The organism is Corynebacterium casei LMG S-19264, assembly GCF_000550785.1.
Lineage (GTDB): Bacteria > Actinomycetota > Actinomycetes > Mycobacteriales > Mycobacteriaceae > Corynebacterium > Corynebacterium casei.
Genome location: NZ_CP004350.1, coordinates 2182712 through 2202221, shown reverse-complemented (window position 1 = coordinate 2202221; position 19510 = coordinate 2182712). Strand labels below are relative to the sequence as shown.

15 protein-coding genes are annotated in these 19510 nt (G+C 54.0%); 5 read left to right on the top strand and 10 right to left on the bottom strand.

The genetic code is table 11. From position 1 onward, the window contains the following. The first annotated feature begins 69 nt into the window (after positions 1-69). Complete coding sequence (locus CCASEI_RS10100) at positions 70-762, top strand: hypothetical protein (protein ID WP_155894836.1); 693 nt, start codon at positions 70-72, stop codon at positions 760-762. A 95-nt stretch (positions 763-857) separates the two neighbouring features. On the opposite strand, the gene CCASEI_RS10095 is transcribed toward CCASEI_RS10100, so the two are convergent. The 4 genes from CCASEI_RS10095 to CCASEI_RS10080 all read right to left on the bottom strand — a co-directional run bounded on the left by CCASEI_RS10095 (position 858) and on the right by CCASEI_RS10080 (position 5444). Continuing rightward, the gene (locus CCASEI_RS10095) at positions 858-1556 is read right to left on the bottom strand and encodes a DedA family protein (protein ID WP_006822978.1); all 699 of its coding nucleotides are present in this window, start codon (positions 1554-1556) and stop codon (positions 858-860) included. Positions 1557-1686: 130 nt separating this feature from the next. Further along, positions 1687-3321 carry a glucose-6-phosphate isomerase gene (pgi, locus tag CCASEI_RS10090; protein ID WP_025387909.1) on the bottom strand — a complete coding sequence of 545 codons (1635 nt, stop codon included), beginning with the start codon at positions 3319-3321 and terminating at the stop codon, positions 1687-1689. A gap of 143 nt (positions 3322-3464) precedes the next feature. Beyond that, a complete protein-coding gene (locus tag CCASEI_RS10085; protein ID WP_025387908.1) occupies positions 3465-4877 on the bottom strand; it encodes a Na+/H+ antiporter family protein in 1413 nt (470 codons plus the stop codon). A gap of 192 nt (positions 4878-5069) precedes the next feature. Further along, on the bottom strand, positions 5070-5444 hold the full coding sequence (locus CCASEI_RS10080; protein WP_006822981.1) for a chorismate mutase: 375 nt from the start codon (positions 5442-5444) through the stop codon (positions 5070-5072). 114 nt (positions 5445-5558) lie between these two features. On the opposite strand from CCASEI_RS10080, the gene pcrA reads away from it, so the two are divergent. Continuing rightward, on the top strand, positions 5559-8309 hold the full coding sequence (pcrA, locus tag CCASEI_RS10075) for a DNA helicase PcrA (RefSeq protein ID WP_025387907.1): 2751 nt from the start codon (positions 5559-5561) through the stop codon (positions 8307-8309). Positions 8310-8313: 4 nt separating this feature from the next. Here the strand turns inward: pcrA and CCASEI_RS10070 are convergent, their stop codons facing one another. Together CCASEI_RS10070 and CCASEI_RS10065 are read right to left on the bottom strand one after the other, a co-directional pair. Beyond that, entirely contained in the window at positions 8314-9066 is a 753-nt protein-coding gene (locus CCASEI_RS10070) for a M23 family metallopeptidase (protein WP_025387906.1), read from the bottom strand. Between the two features lie 1124 nt (positions 9067-10190). Beyond that, on the bottom strand, positions 10191-10988 hold the full coding sequence (locus CCASEI_RS10065) for a M23 family metallopeptidase (RefSeq protein ID WP_006822986.1): 798 nt from the start codon (positions 10986-10988) through the stop codon (positions 10191-10193). A 695-nt stretch (positions 10989-11683) separates the two neighbouring features. Between CCASEI_RS10065 and CCASEI_RS10060 the strand changes: the two genes are divergently transcribed. The 3 genes from CCASEI_RS10060 (at position 11684) to purH (ending at position 15861) form a co-directional block, all read left to right on the top strand. Continuing rightward, on the top strand, positions 11684-13561 hold the full coding sequence (locus tag CCASEI_RS10060) for a cell division protein PerM (RefSeq protein ID WP_025387905.1): 1878 nt from the start codon (positions 11684-11686) through the stop codon (positions 13559-13561). Positions 13562-13668: 107 nt separating this feature from the next. Further along, positions 13669-14274 (top strand): phosphoribosylglycinamide formyltransferase, encoded by a 606-nt coding sequence (gene purN / locus CCASEI_RS10055; RefSeq protein WP_006822988.1) that lies wholly within the window; start codon positions 13669-13671, stop codon positions 14272-14274. Between the two features lie 39 nt (positions 14275-14313). After that, complete coding sequence (gene purH, locus CCASEI_RS10050; protein WP_006822989.1) at positions 14314-15861, top strand: bifunctional phosphoribosylaminoimidazolecarboxamide formyltransferase/IMP cyclohydrolase; 1548 nt, start codon at positions 14314-14316, stop codon at positions 15859-15861. A gap of 159 nt (positions 15862-16020) precedes the next feature. Here purH and CCASEI_RS10045 read toward each other — a convergent pair whose 3' ends face one another. From CCASEI_RS10045 to CCASEI_RS10030, 4 genes are all read right to left on the bottom strand, one after another. Then, positions 16021-16614 carry a hypothetical protein gene (locus CCASEI_RS10045; protein WP_006822990.1) on the bottom strand — a complete coding sequence of 198 codons (594 nt, stop codon included), beginning with the start codon at positions 16612-16614 and terminating at the stop codon, positions 16021-16023. 21 nt (positions 16615-16635) lie between these two features. Further along, positions 16636-17148 carry a hypothetical protein gene (locus CCASEI_RS10040; RefSeq protein WP_006822991.1) on the bottom strand — a complete coding sequence of 171 codons (513 nt, stop codon included), beginning with the start codon at positions 17146-17148 and terminating at the stop codon, positions 16636-16638. Between the two features lie 232 nt (positions 17149-17380). After that, positions 17381-18658 carry an alpha-hydroxy acid oxidase gene (locus tag CCASEI_RS10035; RefSeq protein WP_006822992.1) on the bottom strand — a complete coding sequence of 426 codons (1278 nt, stop codon included), beginning with the start codon at positions 18656-18658 and terminating at the stop codon, positions 17381-17383. Between the two features lie 129 nt (positions 18659-18787). Beyond that, entirely contained in the window at positions 18788-19465 is a 678-nt protein-coding gene (locus tag CCASEI_RS10030; protein WP_006822993.1) for a TetR/AcrR family transcriptional regulator, read from the bottom strand. Positions 19466-19510 lie beyond the last annotated feature (45 nt).

The following is a 19510-nucleotide window of genomic DNA, read 5'->3' as shown; positions in this document are numbered from 1 at the left end:
TCGTATGTACGCCTTTGTTGGAAGGTGCTGTACGAAAACTGTCCATAAACTGGGCGGAAACTGTCAGTTATGGCTATTCTAAAAGGTGTGAACAAATTCCTTACTGCACTAGTTTCATCCGCTACCATAGCGGCACTGTCCTTGTCCGTAGCTCCTGCAGCTTCCGCGCAGAGCTCCAATCTCTTTGGAATGTCCTCCAGCAGCAAGCCAGCCCCATCCAAGCCATCGACTCCGTCTGAACCATCCAAGCCGTCAAAGCCGAGCATGCCATCAACGCCAAATGACAACCGCGCGGCTATCATCGAACTCTTCACCGAATACTTCACTGCAGGTCTTTCAGCTCAAAATGCGACGACAACTAAGGAATTAAGTGCCGCAGCTCAGAACGCTTTGAAGGACGTTGACTCCGACTCAGTTTTCTGGATTCGCGAGTCCGGCTTTTACAAGAGCATTCCTTCAGATTCCACCGTCTTGGTCGAATTCATGCGATTCCCAATTGACGAAATCGTTGCTGGGTTTGAAAGTTCCGGTAAGACGATCGATGAACTTAAAAAGGAGATTCAAGAAAATAACTCAGCCGATGTCTGGGAGGATGAAGGCTGGGAGGAGCCAGAACATCGCGACGTTGGGGTAGCCACTGTCGATAAAAATGGCTACCTATACATTGCTGGTGCCCGCCACTGTTCAGAGTATGAGTCTCCGGAAGAATACAACGAGAAGATGGCCCGCTTCTTCGATTCGTGGGAAGAAGCTAGAAGCTAGTAGTTAAACAAAAGTGGTGCCTAGATTGGCTAGCCACCAAAAGTGAACCGCACCTGTACTTGCAGGTGCGGTTTACTACTGTTTGCGCCTAGTAGTTATTCGTTCATGCGTGCTGAGGCGTTGCCATCGGTCAGGTTGGAGGCATCGGAAAGCTGCGAAGACTCCGGGCGCTCAGCGGCAGCAGCCTTGCGCTTCTTGCTGCGGCGAATAAGTAAGCCGATAACCGCGATGACTGCGAGGGCGACCAATACGTAGACGACGGTGGAATACTGATCGACATAGTGCGCGACCAGTGTGTACGACTGGCCGAGCCACATGCCCAGAGCAATCAGCAACGCATTCCAGCCGGCTGAACCTAAGGTGGTCCACACCGTGAACTTCACGGGGTTAAGGCGGTCGATGCCTGCAGGAATTGAAATCAGTGAGCGGATACCGGGGATAAAACGCCCAAAGAACACGGAAGCTGGGCCGAATTTGTCGAACCAGTGCAATGCATTATCAACGTCTTCTGGCTCAACCAGCCACATCCAATCCGCGATCTTGCGCAGCCGTTCCGCACCGATCCATGCGCCAAGACCGTAAAGCAGCCAAGCACCCAGGATGGAGCCTGCCATGGCCCACAAAAATGTTGGCCAAAATGACAGGCTGCCTTGAGAGATAGTGAAACCAGCCAGCGGTAGAACTACCTCGGATGGGATTGGGGGAAAGAGATTTTCCAACAAGATGGCGATACCGACACCAGGAGCGCCGAGCACTTCCATCAGCTGGATTATCCAATCAATGATTCCCTGCACGGGTTTAGTCCGCCTCTCAAAAATTCACTGTTATATTCACGATTATTCACGGGTAAGTGAATCATTTTGCCCGAAAATCATGAATAAGCAGTGAACTGTTACTGGGTGGCTTCTACCGATAATCTGGCAATTAACGGTGAGAGCGGAACCAGGAGATGAGCTCATCAGTTGAAGAATCACCGGTGTCAATATCGGCATCGCCGGAAACTGCCGGTGCCAGGTCATTCGCCTGCTGCTTGCCCAGCTCCACGCCCCATTGGTCAAAGGAGTTGACGTCCAAAATAACGCCTTCGACAAAGACGATGTGCTCATAAAGTGCAATCAAACTGCCCAGTACTGCCGGGGTAAGCTCCTCAGCCAAGATGGTGGTGGTTGGACGGTTACCCGGCATGACCTTGTGTGGGATCAGCTCTTCAGCGATTCCTTCCGCTGCGATTTCTTCGGCATTCTTGCCGAAGGCCAACACCTTGGTCTGCGCGAAGAGATTGCCCATGAGCAGGTCATGCATGGAACCGGTGCCCTCAGCGGTAGGGAAGTCTTCCTTCGGACGCGCAAAGCCAATGAAATCCGCTGGAATCAGGTGCGTGCCTTGGTGCAGCAACTGGAAGAAAGCGTGCTGGCCGTTGGTGCCTGGCTCACCCCAATAAATTGGGCTGGTCTTGGTTGATACTGCTGAGCCATCATGGTGCACGGACTTACCGTTGGATTCCATGGTCAACTGCTGCAGGTATGCAGGGAAGCGGCCGAGATCCTCAGAGTATGGAAGCACCGCGTGCGACTGCGCACAGTAGAAGTTGGTGTACCACACGCTGAGCAGCGCCATGAGCGCTGGAACGTTGGACTCCAAAGGCGCGGTGCGGAAGTGCTCATCCATGGCGTGGAAGCCGTCGAGGAAACGCATGAAGTCCAGTGGGCCAATAGTGCACATCAAGGACAAACCGATGGCAGCATCAACGGAGTAGCGGCCGCCAACCCAGTTCCAGAAACCAAACATGTTGGCGGTATCAATGCCGAACTCTGCGACCTTTTCCGCGTTGGTGGACACAGCCACGAAGTGCTTGGATACAGCCGACTCATCACCATCGAACTGCTCCAGCAGCCAGCGGCGTGCCGCATGGGCATTGGACAAAGTCTCCTGGGTGGTGAAAGTCTTCGAAGAAATGATGAACAGCGTTGAACCGGCATCCAGACCATCAAGGGTCTTTGCCAAGTCCGCAGGATCCACATTGGAGACGAAGTCCGCGGAGATGCCCGCGACTTCATAGCTGCGTAGTGCTTGTGCCGCCATTGCCGGGCCCAAGTCGGAACCGCCAATACCAATGTTGACCACTTTCTTGATGGTGTGGCCAGTATGTCCCAACCAGTTTCCGGAACGCAGCGCGGTTGCAAAATCACGCATGCGGCCTAGCACCTCGTGGACATCGGCAGCCACGTCTTGTTCATCAACCACCAAGTCATCCTCGACCGGGATGCGCAGCGCGGTGTGCAGCACGGCGCGGTCTTCGGTTGTGTTGATGTGCTTGCCGGCGAACATATCCGCGCGGCGTTCTTCCACGCCAGCCTGCTGGGCCAGTTCAACAAGCGCGGAGTGAACCTCAGCGTCAATGAGGTTCTTCGACAGATCCACATGAAGCCCGGCGGCGTCGAAGGTGAGCGTGGACGCCCGGGTGGCGTCGGCAGCAAAAAGCTCCCTCAACGTTATGTCCTTCTTGGCCTCAAACAATCGTTGAAGCTTCGTCCATGCAGGCTGTTGCGTGATATCCATGATTGACCTTTCAAATGCCAGCAGCGAAAGTAGTGAAAAGAGCTACCTCTAAACTAGCCAAAATTTCTGTTTGAGGAGCGAAACAACAAAAGTCTCCTCCACAAACATGTGAAGGAGACCAAAGGCGAAAGAAGATAGCGTGCTTAGAGCACCATTGCCGCAATCCAACCAGCAATCAACAACGGAATGTTGTAGTGAATAAAGGTTGGAATGACCGAATCCCGGATGTGGTCATGCTGACCATCGGCGTCTAGACCAGCTGTTGGGCCCAGCGTGGAGTCTGAAGCAGGTGAACCGGCATCACCCAACGCACCTGCGGTGCCGATAATCGCAACGGTAGCCATGGTGGAAAAGCCCAACGACATGCACAGCGGCACGAAAATGACGGTGATGATTGGCAGGGTGGAAAAGGACGAGCCAATGCCCAAGGTGACAACCAAACCAACAAACAGCATGGCGGCTGCGGCAGCAGCCTGGTTTTCACCAAAGACGGATGCAACGGTGTCCACCAGCGATTCGACCTCACCGGTTTCTGTCATCACGGCGGCAAAACCCTGTGCGGTGATCATGATGAAACCAATCAGCGCCATCATGCGCATACCGGCGGAGAAGACATCATCAGCATTGTTCCACTTCACAGCGCCGGTGATCAGCAAGATGGCCAATCCGACAAGCGCGCCGACCAGCAGGCCGTCTGCCTCAAAGCTAAGCGCCTGCATGATGACCTGCACAGCGAAAGTCGCAACAATGGCTACGAGTGCGACCCCGACTTTGTATGTGGAAATCTCTTGCTTTTCAGCCTCTTCCGAAAGTGGGCGGTCTTCATAGACGCGTGGCTTGCGATAGCTGATAAACACTGCGATGAGCAGGCCGACCAGCATGCCGGCAGCGGGGATGGCCATGACCTGAATGATGTTTACACCAGTGGTGTCCATGCCTGCTTCATTGATGTTGAACAGCAAAATGTCATTGAGGAAGATTGAGCCAAAGCCTACTGGAATGAACATGTAGGTGGTGACCAGACCGAAAGTCAGCACCGAAGTAATAACACGACGGTCAATGCCGAGCTTGTTAAACACCGTCAGCAGCGGCGGCACAATCAGCGGAATAAACGCGATGTGCACCGGGATGACGTTCTGGCTCATGATCGCCATCAACAGCAGACCACCAATGATGAGGTACTTGGTGGTGGTAACAGCCTTCTGATTCGCCGCGTGAATGATTGGGTCCTCGGCTTCACCGGAACCGCCGCCGACAGTAGCCGGGGTCTTAGCCTTGGCAGTGGTGGCGCCAACGCGGGCAAGTAGCACATGGGCTAGCAACTGGGGCAAGCCTGTCGATGCCACACCCATGGCAAACGCACCCAACAAGGCATAGCTCAGCGCAATCTTGGCGCCGCCGCCGAGTCCGTCCTGAAACGCCAGCATGGTGCCGTCCAGGCCTAAGTCTGCGAGTAAGCCACCGACTAGAGCACCAAGGAACATTGCGACGACGACATGCACGCGCATGAGGGCCAGCACGAGCATGACCGCGACAGCAATTAATACAGCATTCATAACGAACAGGTTATTAGCAGATACCTGTTATAGAAAATTATGAATGCCCTGCAGAAAGTGATTCTTATCCCAGCTCAGTGCAATTTCTTCTGTGCGTCTCTATTGCCAGGGAATTAGACGCGGATGAGAAAAGGGTCCGCATAATATGCTGACCCCTCACGTGGAAAGCCGCCCGCTTAAAAGATAGGTTAATTACCCGAGCTTGCCGCGTCCCATGCGCAGTAGCGCGGAGGCAATAGCCGGGCCTTCCTCGCCGAGTTCATCGCGGAACTGATTAAGAATAGAAATCTCGCGGGTATGAACCAGGCGAGTTCCGCCCGAACCCATGCGGGTTTTACCGACGGCTTGGGAGACCTTGGTGCGGCGCTTGACAGCGTCTAAGATGATGCGGTCCATTTTGTTAATCTCTTCGCGATACTTCTGAATCTCTGCATCCGACAACGGATCATCAGTGCCGGATGGCATGCGAATATCAGCGTTGTTTCCAGCTGAGATATCTGCTGCAAGTTCGTCCTGGCCCGAATTGTTGTCAGCTTCGGGAAGTCCAGATTCAGAAGAGGTGTCCATAAGTCTATTATTGTGCCACTAAGTAGGGAAAACGGAAATCACTGACCCATATTTAACTCCCAAAAGTGGTGATAGTTAGTGGTGTCCGATTCAACAGGTAGGTTGGGAGTTATTATGCGCAGCGAATCGAACAATCAGTCTCAAAACGAGCAACAGTTCCCAGATGACTTTGATCAGCTCCCTCTTCCGCCACTGGAGCCGGAGCCAGAGTTTGCACCACCAGAAGATATAGACCAGCCACCAGAAGATGTGCTGGATCTCTTTAGGGACTCCGCCGTTTCCAGCGAAGAAGCCCAGGCGAAGCGCAACCCGTTCGCGCCAGCTTCCGGTGGGGCGTCTTCCAACCCATTTAGCGGTCGGACTCGCGGCGAAGAGCAGTCGAACGCAGGTGCTTCGAACTCACCATTTAGCGCACCGGTGAACCGCGGCGGGGAAGCCCGAAGCAACCGACCACACATTGCGGTGAGCCCTGAGAAATTAGTAGACGGGCTTAACCCTGAGCAGATTGAAGCCGTTAAGCACTCTGGTGCGCCGCTATTGATTGTTGCTGGTGCAGGCTCCGGCAAGACGGCCGTGCTCACCCGCCGTATTGCTTATCTCATGGGAAACCGTGGGGTAGCGCCGTGGGAAATTCTGGCTATTACCTTTACCAATAAGGCTGCCGCTGAGATGAAAGAGCGCGTTGGCCAGCTAGTAGGGCCGGTTGCTGAACGCATGTGGGTGGCAACCTTCCACTCCATCTGCGTGCGCATTTTGCGCCAGCAGGCACAGCTAGTGCCGGGGCTAAACACCAACTTCACCATCTATGACGGCGATGACTCACGGCGTTTGCTCACCATGATTGCCAAAGACATGCAGCTGGACATCAAGAAGTTCACCTCACGCGTACTGGCTAACCAGATTTCTAACCATAAGAACGAAATGACCTCGCCAGAGACCGCACTGGCTGAGGCCGAAAAGACCAGGAACCCGTTTGAGCTCACTGTTGCTCGCGTCTTCGCGGAGTACCAGCGCCGCCTGCGTGCCGCGAATGCGGTGGATTTTGATGATCTCATCGGTGAAGTCGTGCGCATCTTTGTGCAGTACCCACAGGTAGTGTCGTTTTATCGCCGCAGGTTCAAGCATGTGTTAATTGATGAGTATCAGGATACGAACCACGCCCAGTACTCATTGGTCGCAGCACTTGTAGGACAAGATGATGAGGAAAGCCCGGAGCTATGCGTGGTGGGTGACTCCGATCAGTCCATCTATGCCTTCCGTGGCGCAACCATTCGCAACATCGAAGATTTCGAGCGTGACTACCCAGGTGCGCGCACCATTTTGCTGGAGCAAAACTACCGCTCCACGCAGACCATCTTGAGTGCAGCGAATGCCGTCATCGCGCAAAACGAGGGTCGGCGGAAGAAGAACCTGTGGACCGATCACGGTGAGGGCGAGAAAATTATTGGCTACGTTGCCGATAATGAGCACGATGAAGCGCGCTTTATCGCCTCTGAGATTGATGCCCTGTCCGATAAGGGCCGTCACTACTCGGACATTGCGATTATGTACCGCACCAACAATGCATCACGTGCGCTGGAAGATATCTTTGTCCGCTCTGGAATTCCGTACAAAGTTGTTGGTGGCACCAGGTTCTATGAGCGCCGCGAAATCCGTGATGTTATTGCGTACCTGCGCATCCTGGATAACCCAGATGACTCAGTGAGCCTGCGCCGTATTATCAATGTGCCAAAGCGCGCGATTGGTGACAAAGCTCAGGCGCAGATTGCTACGCATGCAGAAAACCTCAACATCAGCTTCGGCAAAGCACTGTATTTTGCCGAGCAAGGGGAGGTACCTGGGCTGGGAACCCGCGCAGTCAATGCTGTTACTAAGTTCAATGAGATGATGGCGGGAATCCGCGAACAGATCCCAGCTATGACCAATGAGGTGACTAAGCAGCCTGACTTGGGTGAGCTGGTTAGCGCAATCCTGGATTCCACCGGATACAAAGGCGAATTGGAAGCATCGAATGACCCGCAAGACGGCGCACGCCTGGACAACCTTAATGAGTTGGTTTCGGTTGCGCGTGAGTTCTCTTCGGAATCTGCCAACCAGTTAGCCTTTGATGGCTCGGACTCAGACGTTGAGGTTGCACCTGAGCTGACAGAAGGAGAAGCAGCGCCGGGCTCGCTGCAGGCTTTCTTGGAAAAGGTTGCCTTGGTGGCTGATGCTGATCAGATTCCTGAAAACGAATCTGGTGTGGTCACGCTGATGACTTTGCACACCGCAAAGGGCTTGGAATTCCCCGTCGTATTCCTCACCGGCTGGGAGGAAGGGCAGTTCCCACACATGCGCTCCCTCGGTGATCCGAAGGAGCTGAGTGAGGAACGCCGCTTGGCGTACGTCGGAATCACTCGCGCCCGCGAAGAGCTCTATTTGACTCGTGCGATTCTTCGTTCGTCGTGGGGTAACCCGTTGACGAATCCGGCCAGCCGCTTCCTCGGCGAGATCCCGGAGGATCTCATCGACTGGCGCCGTGAAGAACCACAAAGCTCAATGGGCTCTGCGTGGGACTACGACGATTCTTATTCTTATGGTCGTTCTTATGACTCGAGCTGGTCTGGTTGGAGCCGTAGTTCACGGTCCGCCGCGACATCCCCTTCGCAGCGAACTCGCTCTTCTAAGGCATCAGAAAGCTCGATGTCCAAGAACAAGCAATTGGATTTAGTTGTCGGTGACCGCGTCAACCACGCCAAGTATGGCTTGGGCACAGTCATCGCTGCCGATGGCTCAGGTTTGCGTTCCACCGTCACCATCGACTTTGGTTCTGCAGGCAAGGTCAGGCTCATGCTTGTTGGCGGCCTGCCTATGGAAAAGCTCTAGCGAACTAGAAGTTGATTCCGTTGCCTGCGAACCACTGCTGTGGGTCGGTTGGATTTGCGCCATCTGGCCAAATCTCAAAGTGAAGGTGTGGTCCAGTGGACTGGCCTTCATTGCCGATGGAGGCAATCTGCTGACCCGCGGTCACGCGCTCGCCAACTCCCACCAATAGGGAAGAGGCCTGCATGTGGCCGTAGACGGAGATTTCCCCGTTGTCGTGTTGAACACGAATCCAGTTGCCGTAACCCTGCGCTGGACCGGAGGAGATAACCTCACCATCCATCACTGCAACGATTGGCGTGCCAATTGGGTTAGCCACGTCAATACCGTTGTGGTGGGTTCCCCAGCGTGCGCCGTAGGTGGACGTCAAAGTACCGGAGGTCGGGAAGACCACGGTGCGTCCATCTGGAGTGCTTCCCTGCATAGGGGACAGCTGCGATGGGTCCGCTGGAGCGAACTGCTCTGCCAGTCCTGGAATGGAGCTTGGGTCCAAGACAATGGAGACACCGTATTCGGTGCGCTCAATCTTTGGGACAACGCCATTGTTCAAGACACCGTCAACGCTTGTGAACAAACCAACGGCTGCGTTGACTAGTTCAGAACCGTTGGCGCTATTTACCTGAGCTTCAGAAGAGCCGTTAGGGACACTGAGGCTGAGCGCCGGCGTGTTCGCGGTGGCGCCAGAGACGGTGGCTAGGCCAACGCCGGTGGCAGTAGCCACTGCGAGAGCAGCTTTAACTGCGCGTGGGATGCGCTTCATAGATCAAGTCCTTTGCTAAACGCTGTACTTCAGTGTTTGGTTTAGCCACATCAATCACGTGCATAAGAAAGCTTCTCCCAAAAAATTCTCCGGGGGCTAAAGCCTCAAGAGATAAAGAGAAGCGATTCGTTATGTGTTCGTGATTGCTTTGTAGCAACGTGGTTAAAGTTATCCGGTGTTTGGGCACTTCGCAATGGAAAAACCGCAGGTGATGGCAGCCCGTTTTCGATAAACTTTCGAACATGCCAGTGTGTTACGCATGTTGTAAATGTTAAAGAAGTGACGACTGTAAACCAGTGCTTCAACCTCTGGGGGTGGCAAATGGGGGTAGGGATCTCGGCCGTTGGAAATGGTTATGGGCGTGTCGTAACGCAACTTCTTGTAATCCCGTTGTATCTTGTTCGGTTTATTTTTCGGCCGAATCATTCGCTAGTGAACCTTCGTTCTATTCGGTGCATTAGCTAGATGGGCGACCTGATAAGGCTGCGTGCGATTGACCTGATAGGGGGTGGCTGCCACTAGAGCGGCAACGCGTGCCATTAAATCGATACTGCATGTGCTCGGGGAGGGCGGCTGCAGAAAAATGTGAATCGGCGTTGTAACGTTCAGGAAAATCTCAGCGATGTCATAAAAAACGCTGTGGCTTTTACCAACACTTCCCAAGTCGTGGCGACGAAGGCGAGATTCGGATTTTAAATCCCAAGAATTCTCGCCAATCTTTGATGTTAAGCCACGCTTGTGCACGGCCCGGGTGGGGTGGGGTCAATGGCCGCGTTAGTCACGATGTCCGCGATATCTGAATTGCTGAATAGTTGAGACATCCGAGGCATTGCCGATGGGCTTCCGAAGTGCTCCTGGATTATCTTCACCGATTGCGTCCGGGTATGTGCGCATTGTCCCCGCTTGTGTTTGGGTGTTTGTGCTTTGCGCGTCTAGACGCCCAATAGCGGCGTTGAATCTCAGAGTGCGGGGAGCGTTTCCCAAATATTGGTTCAAAACCGTTCAGAAGCGCACAGGGCGCCGATTTTGAGCATGCAAAAAGCCCTTCGGCTCAGCTCCTACCGGAAGATGTTGTTGGTAGTAGTAGAAGCTCGGCCTAAGGGCTGTGCAAAAGTGGTGCGAGATTAAGCGATGTTGACGCCGCGCTCTGCGAACCAAGGAATTGGGTCGACTGCGGTGTTGCCGTCTGGATGAATCTCGAAGTGCAGGTGGGTACCGGTGGAGAAACCGAGGTTGCCCATGCCGGCGATCTTCTGGCCTGCGGTGACCTGCTGGCCAACTGCAACGTCAAGGGATTCCATGTGGCCGTAAACGGAAACGGAACCATCTTCGTGCTTGATGCGGATCCAGTTGCCGTAGCCAGAAGCTGGGCCGGAATCGATGACGGTGCCATCCATGACAGCCAAGATTGGGGTGCCGTTGGAGTTCGCGATATCGATACCAGCGTGGAAAGAGCCCCAACGTGGGCCGAAGCCGGAGGTGAAAGCGCCTTCAGCTGGGCGAGCTACGGAAGGTGCGCGGGCTGCTTCATCAGCAGCGGCACGTGCCTGGGAAGCCTGAATTGCAGTGTTGAGCTGTTCGCCCAAGTTCTGAACTGGCTTGGTTTCTGCAACAGTAAGAATCTGTGGGGTGGTTGCTACAGCTGCGTCGAAGTCGCTCTGTGCTCCCTTTACTGCGTTCTCAACCTGGCCGGTGACCTGGTCGAGAGGGGAAGGCTTGCTGACGTGCTTGAAGTCAACGGTCTGGGTCTTGATTGAGTCCTCAGGATTAGTTTGGACCTGAGCTGCAGCAGCTCCGCCAACGCCAGCAGTAGAAACCGCGCCTGCAGCAACGGTTACTAAAGCAATGCGTCCCTTAGCCGTCTGAGCGGTGTTCACCTTGCGGTGACGTCCAACGCCAGTGCGCTGAGAAATGCTTTGCATGTATATTTCTTCCCTTTTACTGTCTCACTCCTGGAGCGGGTGCATCTGGTGATGCGATAGGGCGTTACATTGAACCCTGGCTCTTTATCGGATTGTGACCTTACTGTTACCAACGAAAGGTAACAATAGCGTCTCGGCGGAGTGCGAGCAAGCTGTTTCGGAATTTGGATTAAGGATATTCCGAATTCTGAATGGGACAAATTTATCAACCAATCTCGTTAAGCCAGTACAAACGTCAGACGGATGCTTTTTATTTCCTAAATTTCACCGCTTGAAATTTTTTGTGATTACCGCCACTGAAGGGTTTTGAGTTCGCTCAAAGTTAACTTTTCCCAAAGCGCGGTCGTCAAAACTGGGCGAAATGTCCGTTACGAGTGTGGTTATTGTGGCGAAAACGCCACTCCGTCAGACTTGGCCTTGAAAACTCTGACTGTAGGAAAATGTGCGTAGTTTATTTATTCCATATATAGGACTAGTTTCAACCTATCGTTTAAATCGAGGGTTCAATCAATTCCATTACTTGAACCATTGGCTGATAGCGGCAAGTAGCGGACACGCGTTGGGTGATGCATTTGCCGTTTTCCAGGTCACGTGCGGTGCGGTTGAACGCAAGTGGTTTGAGTGACCTGGAACTTGGCTGTGGGTCGGGGTGCCAACGCTAAAAGCGGGCGAGATCGTGGCAATGTGTATAGCTGATGAGCAAAAACACTAGCCCCCAATCGCGGTCTACTTCGGGCCCGCGCAGCTCGGCGCGCGGTCGTGGAAAGGTTAAGGCCGCCTCGCCGTCGGCAGCACGCGTTGCCAAGACTGTGGGAGAAGAGTCCAAAGCCCGACGCGCGACCGGCCCGGTCACGTGGGGATCGCGCCTGCGCCGCATGTTTTTTGTTGTGGCTGTGCCCAACTTGGTCGCGTTTTTCTCACTGGTGGTTATCGCCCTGGCAACGGTTTTGCTGACCACTTCGCCTTCGGCATGGCTGCCCACTGCAATCGCGGAGTCGTGGATGGTCACAAACCTAGCGCCGGTCGTCGCTGGCGGCATTACTATCTCCGCGTTGCCAATCCTTCCGGCATTGATTCTGGGATGGATGCTCGCGGGCAATGTACACCGCGCGATCAAGGACAAGGTCAGCATTAATGACCTGCTAGCCCTTTTAGGCTGGGTCATTGTGGTGCCGGTGATTCTTATCGGTATCGCATGGTTCATGCTCTGGGACGCCGCGCAGGTTTATGACTTGTCGCCGCCACCGCTGGGCCCAACAATCGCGCGGGCTTTGGTTCTGCATTTGACTGCTTTGGTTATTGGCATGGGCCCACGCTTGTGGCGGGCGTTGGCTAAACGCTACAAAGTTCCGCGCGCTGTGGTCGATGGCGTCGTGCTAGCTGTGCAATCCTTGCTCGTACTCCTAGTAGTTGCCGCAGTAGTGCTTCTAGCGCTGTTTATCTTCAACTTTGATAACCAGGCGCTAGTCATGGACAGCTACCCACACTTGGCCGGTCTGGGACTTTTCTCAGTCATCGGTCTCTCCCTTCTTTATCTGCCTAATATCCTCATCGCGGCAGTGGGAGTACTGCTTGGCTCTGAGTTCCATATTGGTGATGCCAGCGTCAGTCTCTTTAGCGTGCACTTGGTGCCGCTTCCGCCGTTGCCTTTGTTGGGCGTAGTTCCAGGCACCGCGGCGCCGTGGGCAATTGGCTTGTTGGTACTGACCGCAATTGCCATCGCCTTTGTCGGCGTGAAGAAGAAGCCTAATTTCCTCCAAGCAGCTGTCTCCGGTGTAGCTGCTGGTGTACTCGTGCTTGTCTTTGGCTACTTTGTCTCCGGCGAGCTCGGCTACTACCAAGCGGTTGGGCCAATGCTACTCATGTCGGCGGGACTTGCCGTGGTCTGGGTTGCCGGTATTAACTTGGCAGTTGCCGCTGGATTCGCAATCAATGCCCGCCGCAATGCCGAACCAGCTGCCGCCGCAGCCACGGACACTTCCGCTGAAGCTGCTGAAGCTGAAGACTCCGCTGAAGACGCAGACCTGGCAGACAAAGCAGATGCACAAGACGACGCTGACGGTTCAGTGGACCAAGCAGATAATAACGCCGTGCTCGATGCAGAAACTGACGAGGAAGACAGCGCGCAAGAAGATTCTGACTCTGCTGCAGCTGCAGCTAACGCCGATGATGACTATATTGACGGCGAAGTTGAAGAATCCGAAGGTAGCGGAGACAGCGAAGATGCTGACGTAGAAGCAGTTGAATCAACGGATGCACATGAATCTGAGCTTTCGGATTCCCTGATGGACAATCTTGAAGACGGTGCTTTCCCAGATTCGGTACCGGGCGAGGATGACGTAGAAGAACGCTTCGACACGGCAGAAGGCTCCGACGCCACTGAAATCACCACTTCACCGGCGGAAGTGGCTTCCACGGAGCACGTGCCTTCGGCCACTGAGAACTTCGACGGTGAATTCCTTGAAGGCGAAACTCTTGAGGGCGAAGTTATTGAACACAAAGATGATGAGTCCGTTGCTGATGTTGATGCAGAGGATTCGGATGAGCGGTCTAAAAAGAATGACTCTAATTAAATGACTCCTATTAAATAGGGGTGGACTTTGGGTGCTTCCCCCAGTCGGGTAGAAAATTAAACGGCATCGTTTCGTGCCTGAAAGGGCTACAGACTAGTCTGTAAGGCGTGACTGAATCGCCTTCGCAAGCTTTGAACGCAACAGACCCGCTTAAAGTAGTGGTGCTAGTTTCTGGTACCGGATCTTTGCTCCAGAACATCATTGATAATCAGGACGGCTCTTATACCGTTATTAAGGTGGTCGCTGATGTGGAATGTAAAGGTATTGAGCGAGCCGAAAATGCAGGCATTGCCACAGAAGTAGTGCCACTGGGCGCGGACCGCGCGCAGTGGAACAAAGACCTTGTGGCCGCTGTTGGCCAGCCAGATATGGTGGTGTCCGCCGGATTTATGAAAATCCTGGGCGCTGATTTCTTGGCCACCTTTGAGGGCCGCACTATTAATACGCATCCCGCACTTTTGCCGTCCTTCCCGGGCGCGCATGGTGTTAGGGATGCGTTGGCTTATGGCGTGAAAGTCACCGGCTCTACTGTCCATTTTGTGGACGCGGGAGTTGACACTGGCCGCATTATCGCGCAGCAGCCAATCATGATTGAGGCAAACGATGATGAGGCGAGCTTGCATGAGCGCATCAAGAGCGTCGAACGTAATCTTATCGTGCGGGTATTACGCGCAGCGCAGGTTAATAACCAGCAACTTACTATTGAGATTTAATCCCAGATTTTCCCATTCAGGAAGGCAAGGCTTTCATCCATGAGTGATGACCGCAAGCAGATCAAGCGTGCACTAATTAGCGTTTATGACAAGACGGGGCTCGAAGAGCTCGCCCGCACGCTAGATGGCGCAGGCGTAGAGATTGTGTCCACCGGATCCACCGCCGCCAAGATTGCAGATCTTGGCATCAACGTCACTCCGGTTGAAACACTCACCGGATTCCCAGAGTGCCTCGAAGGTCGTGTGAAGACCTTGCACCCACGCGTGCATGCAGGCATTTTGGCTGATACCCGCAAACCGGATCACCTGAACCAGTTGGAAGAGTTGGAGATTGCTCCATTCCAGTTGGTAGTGGTGAACCTGTACCCATTCCGTGAAACCGTGGCCTCTGGTGCGGACTTTGATGGCTGCGTTGAGCAGATTGATATCGGAGGCCCTTCCATGGTTCGCGCGGCGGCGAAGAACCATCCATCGGTTGCGGTTGTTGTTGATCCAGCACACTATGGCGATATCGCTGAGGCAGTCGCGCAGGGTGGATTCGACCTGGCGCAGCGTCGCCAGTTGGCAGCCACGGCGTTCAAGCACACGGCAGACTATGACGTTGCAGTATCCGGTTGGTTCGCACAGCAGCTTGCCGATGACTCCGCTTCTTCAGACCTTGAAGGCGACGCATTGCGCTACGGCGAGAACCCTCACCAGAAGGCATCCGTCGTTCGTGAGGGCACTTCTGGTGTGGCTAATGCGAAGCAGCTGCACGGTAAGGAAATGAGCTACAACAACTACCAGGACGCGGATGCTGCATGGCGTGCGGCCTGGGATCATGAGCGTCCTTGCGTGGCTATTATCAAGCATGCAAACCCTTGTGGCATCGCGGTTTCTGATGAGTCGATTGCTGCGGCTCATGCTGCGGCGCATGCGTGTGACCCAATGTCTGCTTTCGGTGGCGTTATCGCGGTCAACCGTGAAGTCACCAAGGAGATGGCGACCCAGGTTGCAGACATCTTCACCGAGGTCATCATCGCGCCTTCCTACGAGGACGGTGCGGTAGAGATTTTGCAGGGCAAGAAGAATATCCGCATCCTCGTTGCTGAACACGAGGCACCAGCGGTTGAGGTCAAGGAAATCTCCGGTGGCCGTTTGCTGCAGGAAGCTGACGTCTACCAGGCTGAAGGCGATCAGGCTTCGACCTGGACCTTGGCAGCGGGCGAGGCAGCATCTGAGGAGAAGCTGGCAGAGCTTGAATTTGCGTGGCGTGCCGTGCGCTCGGTGAAGTCCAATGCCATTTTGTTGGCGCACGAGGGCGCAACCGTTGGCGTAGGCATGGGTCAGGTCAACCGCGTTGACTCCGCGAAGCTAGCTGTTGAGCGGGCGAACACCTTGGCGGATTCCGCAGAGCGTGCCCGCGGTTCGGTCGCAGCATCGGATGCGTTCTTCCCATTTGCTGATGGTTTGCAGGTGCTAATCGATGCCGGCGTATCCGCCGTCGTCCAGCCCGGCGGCTCCATCCGCGATGAGGAAGTAGTTGCAGCGGCAGAAGCAGCGGGAATCACCATGTACTTCACGGGTACCCGTCACTTCGCGCACTAAGTCGTTTCCTCACTACTTTCGTGGACAGACTTGGTGCAGAGAAAACAGCGAGAGCTTTAGAACCAATGTCGCGAAAGACCCCGGACCACAAGCGGATATAGAGCTTGTGGTCCGGGGTCGAATCGTTGAGCTGGTTCACGCTCGGATACTTCGGCCGTTTTAAGTTGAGGTAGAACGACTGCGTAAGTTGGCTATCCGGCGTTGCTTTCGCTCCGCCTCTTCTTTCAGAACCTGCGATAGTTGCCCGCTCGCTTTCGCCATTTTTTGGTCGTATTCCTCGTCGGTAGACAGATCTCGGCGCCAGCTTCCGCTGAGAAGAATACGGGGTAGCGTTGCTAAGACGGAGATTGCTGCACCACGCCATCGATTCTTTCTGTCGATGAGTACACCACCTACGAGGGCAGGAATGCCGACTCCTGTTGCTATCGCTGGAACCCCGTCGAGCATTCTGCGGTTCAGGAGTCTGGCCAGTCCCCATTCGACTGTGCCTACTATTGCACCTGTACTCATGGCAACACCTATAGACTTTATCCAGGCGAAACAGATGCTCTTAAAACCACCGATGATTTTTTCGCCAGCTGACGAAGTGTGAGGTTTCTTGGAGATAGCCTCGGTGTTCCTTTTCGGGATAACAAAACTCAGTACGACATAGAAGGGTACGAGAATGTATCCGATGATGGTATCTACCCCAACCGCCCATTTCAGTGTAGGCCTTCGTTGTTGAGTGCTCTTACTTATCGGGTTGTCAATCATGAGTTCCTTTCTGCTGAAAAGTTAGCTGCAGGCTGCAACTACTGAATCGATTCCCAATAAACTCTCGATCGCGCTCACTGTATCCTGATCTCCATATGCAAACGCCCGTCCATCCCTGATAGCACTGATTATGCCGCGAACAGAGCCGAACGCTTTGTACAGTTTTCGCATTACGCCCACTACCTTAACCACGGGGATTCCGTACTGTGCGATGAAGAATGCGATTTCTCCCGCGCATGACACCCAGTTCACCTGCAACTGGATTGGGTGGTCTCCGCTTTCCAGCTTAGTAATCTCGGCACGAAGCTCTTCTTGGTAGTTTGGATAGGTTTTGGGATCCGCGTTTTTAATGTGTTCGGGGAGCGACTCGAGAATCTCCAGAGCGTCCTCAAACTCGGCGTCGGATACTTCCATTGCGCTTATTTCTGTATCCGGGACAGATGCACCGGCAGACGGGGAAGTTACGCTGGCAAAGATTAGGCTGCAAGCAACAACGATGGCAGTACTTCTCTTCTTGAAACACAAGCTTTTCATGTGTTTTCCTTTCCTATATGGGCAGTTGAGATAGGGAGGATAAGTACAAATACCCCCCAGGAAATTAGGCTAGCATTGTTGTTAGGGAAAGGAACCTATCGGTGACGCAATTCATCGTACGGGAACTTGAGGCCAGTAGTCGGTTAAAGCTCTGGGATACCATAGATTCAGACCTGAATTAGCGGTGTTAGCGGCACGCTGCAATGGTTCAGGCGAACCGGCCTTTTATTATTTAGGCCTCGACGTTGTCGTCGTTCTTGTCGAGCCACGGCGCGATGACTTGGCCTGAGTTCTTTAAGTCCTCGATGGTGCGTGTGCCCATCAGCAGCATGGCGTTGCGGACTTCCTCGGCCAGTAGCTGAATTGTCTTGTCCACGCCTTGCTCGCCGCCAGCCATGAGTCCGTAGAGGTAAGCACGGCCGACGATGACAAAGTCTGCGCCGAGTCCCAAAGCCGCTACGATATCTGCACCGGACATCACGCCTGAATCCAAGATGATTTCAACATCAGGACCGGCTTCCTTGCGTACCTCGGTCAGCGCCTGAATGGAAACAGGGCAGCGGTCTAACTGACGTCCACCGTGGTTGGAGACAATCAGGCCATCGGCGCCGGCATCGACAGCACGGCGGGTGTCCGCCGGGGTCAGGATACCTTTTACGAACAGCGGGCCCTTCCAAACTTCACGAATCCACTTTAAGTCCTCAATCGACAACGATGGGTCGAACATGGAGTTCAAAATGGTAGGCAGGTCAGCTGCGGTATCCGACAAGGATGCAAAGGTCAGCGGATCTGTGGTGAGGAAATTAAACCACCATTCCGGACGGTAGGACGCATCCAGCACCGTCTTCGCGGTCAATTGCGGCGGAATGGTCATGCCATTGCGAGTATCGCGCAGGCGCTGGCCGGCAACCGGGGTATCCACGGTGACCAGCAAAGTGTCGAAGCCTTCTTTTTGTGCTCGCTCCAACAAATCTTTAGATGCCTCGCGGTCTTTCCAGAGGTAAAGCTGGAACCAACGGCGGCCGCTCCCAGGCTTAGAGTTCTTCTTAGCCTCGGAGACCCGTGCTACCTCTTCAACGGAACGCGTGCCCATGGTGGATAGGGAGAAAGGAATTCCAGCTTTAGCGGCCGCGGAGGCACCGGCTTCTTCGCCTTCAGATTGCATGAAGCGGGTGAATCCCGTTGGAGCAATACCGAAAGGTAGCGATGAAAGACCGCCCGCGATGGTGGTTGAAAGATCTACCTCCGGGGTGGAATGCAAAATCTTCGGAATGAGGGTTATTTCCCGAAACAGTTGGTAACTACGGTTGAGCGTGGTCTCATCTTGTGCTGCACCATCCGTGTAATCAAAGGCCGGGGTAGGGGTACGGCGCTTGGCAATCTTGCGTAAATCCCATATGTTCGCAGCAGAAGCAAGGCGCGCCGCCCTGCGGTCGAGCGTCGGAAGTTTGAACTTCATCAGCGGAAGAAGTTCATCAAGCTGGGGTAACTGGTGCTTAAGACGAGCCATGATGAGGAATGTCCTTTCATCTTCGAGAACTAAAGTGAGTTAAGGCAAGACTAACCTTTAATGTGGCCTCTGGCAATAGATTTAGCACAATCGGTTCAGGAAAAGACCTCGCTAGAATAGCGCGGAAAATTAGTCTTTCTTAGCTTCCTTAGAAGCAATCATGTCCAAGGTAGCCTGCTCGCGATTCTCTGGGAATTCTGCTTCGAGGACTCGCAGTGCGGCATCGGCAAGCATGATAGCGGTCGACGGCAGCTCCGAATCTGAATGCTTAAACGGTGGGGTGCCGTTGTTCTCACGCATTTCCATCGCGGACAACGCAATATGGAACGGAAGATCAGCACGAGGGTCTTCGGTACCAACAATCTCTACTGTCGTGTCATGGAAGATCTGCTGCAGCTGAGCGCGCTGCTGGTGGAAGTCATCAAAGTCTGGGGAATTAGCCACCGGCAGCTGGTATAGACGGCCAACATTCCAGCCACTGGTCAATAGCAAACGCGCCTCGGCAGCAACCAGTGCCCAAAGGCGAAGCTGCGGGGAAGACTTCGAGCTAGAGAGCTCGTCCGCCAACTCCAGCGAAGGCTCAATGGTGGACTTCAACAGTGTCAGGAAGATTTCCGTCTTAGACGGGAAATGGTAATACAGCGATGCCTGACGGATACCAACTGCTTCTGCAATCTGGTGCGTCGACGTATTAGCGAAACCCTGAGTGGTAAATAGCTCAGAGGAGGCATCAAGAATCTCCTCGCGCGCGGTGCTTCCCCGACGGCGAGGGCTATTTTTGCGAGGTCGTCCAACCACACCAGCCATAAAACCACTTCCTCCTTATGTAAACCATATTCAAATATACGACAT

Bases quoted from the DNA above. Each gene is read 5' to 3' on its own strand.
- CCASEI_RS10100 (WP_155894836.1), top strand. From the start codon at position 70: ATGGCTATTCTAAAAGGTGTGAACAAATTCCTTACTGCACTAGTTTCA.
- pgi (WP_025387909.1), bottom strand. From the start codon at position 3,321: ATGGATATCACGCAACAGCCTGCATGGACGAAGCTTCAACGATTGTTT.
- CCASEI_RS10085 (WP_025387908.1), bottom strand. From the start codon at position 4,877: ATGAATGCTGTATTAATTGCTGTCGCGGTCATGCTCGTGCTGGCCCTC.
- CCASEI_RS10080 (WP_006822981.1), bottom strand. From the start codon at position 5,444: ATGGACACCTCTTCTGAATCTGGACTTCCCGAAGCTGACAACAATTCG.
- pcrA (WP_025387907.1), top strand. From the start codon at position 5,559: ATGCGCAGCGAATCGAACAATCAGTCTCAAAACGAGCAACAGTTCCCA.
- CCASEI_RS10070 (WP_025387906.1), bottom strand. From the start codon at position 9,066: ATGAAGCGCATCCCACGCGCAGTTAAAGCTGCTCTCGCAGTGGCTACT.
- CCASEI_RS10065 (WP_006822986.1), bottom strand. From the start codon at position 10,988: ATGCAAAGCATTTCTCAGCGCACTGGCGTTGGACGTCACCGCAAGGTG.
- CCASEI_RS10060 (WP_025387905.1), top strand. From the start codon at position 11,684: ATGAGCAAAAACACTAGCCCCCAATCGCGGTCTACTTCGGGCCCGCGC.
- purH (WP_006822989.1), top strand. From the start codon at position 14,314: ATGAGTGATGACCGCAAGCAGATCAAGCGTGCACTAATTAGCGTTTAT.
- CCASEI_RS10045 (WP_006822990.1), bottom strand. From the start codon at position 16,614: ATGATTGACAACCCGATAAGTAAGAGCACTCAACAACGAAGGCCTACA.
- CCASEI_RS10040 (WP_006822991.1), bottom strand. From the start codon at position 17,148: ATGAAAAGCTTGTGTTTCAAGAAGAGAAGTACTGCCATCGTTGTTGCT.
- CCASEI_RS10035 (WP_006822992.1), bottom strand. From the start codon at position 18,658: ATGGCTCGTCTTAAGCACCAGTTACCCCAGCTTGATGAACTTCTTCCG.
- CCASEI_RS10030 (WP_006822993.1), bottom strand. From the start codon at position 19,465: ATGGCTGGTGTGGTTGGACGACCTCGCAAAAATAGCCCTCGCCGTCGG.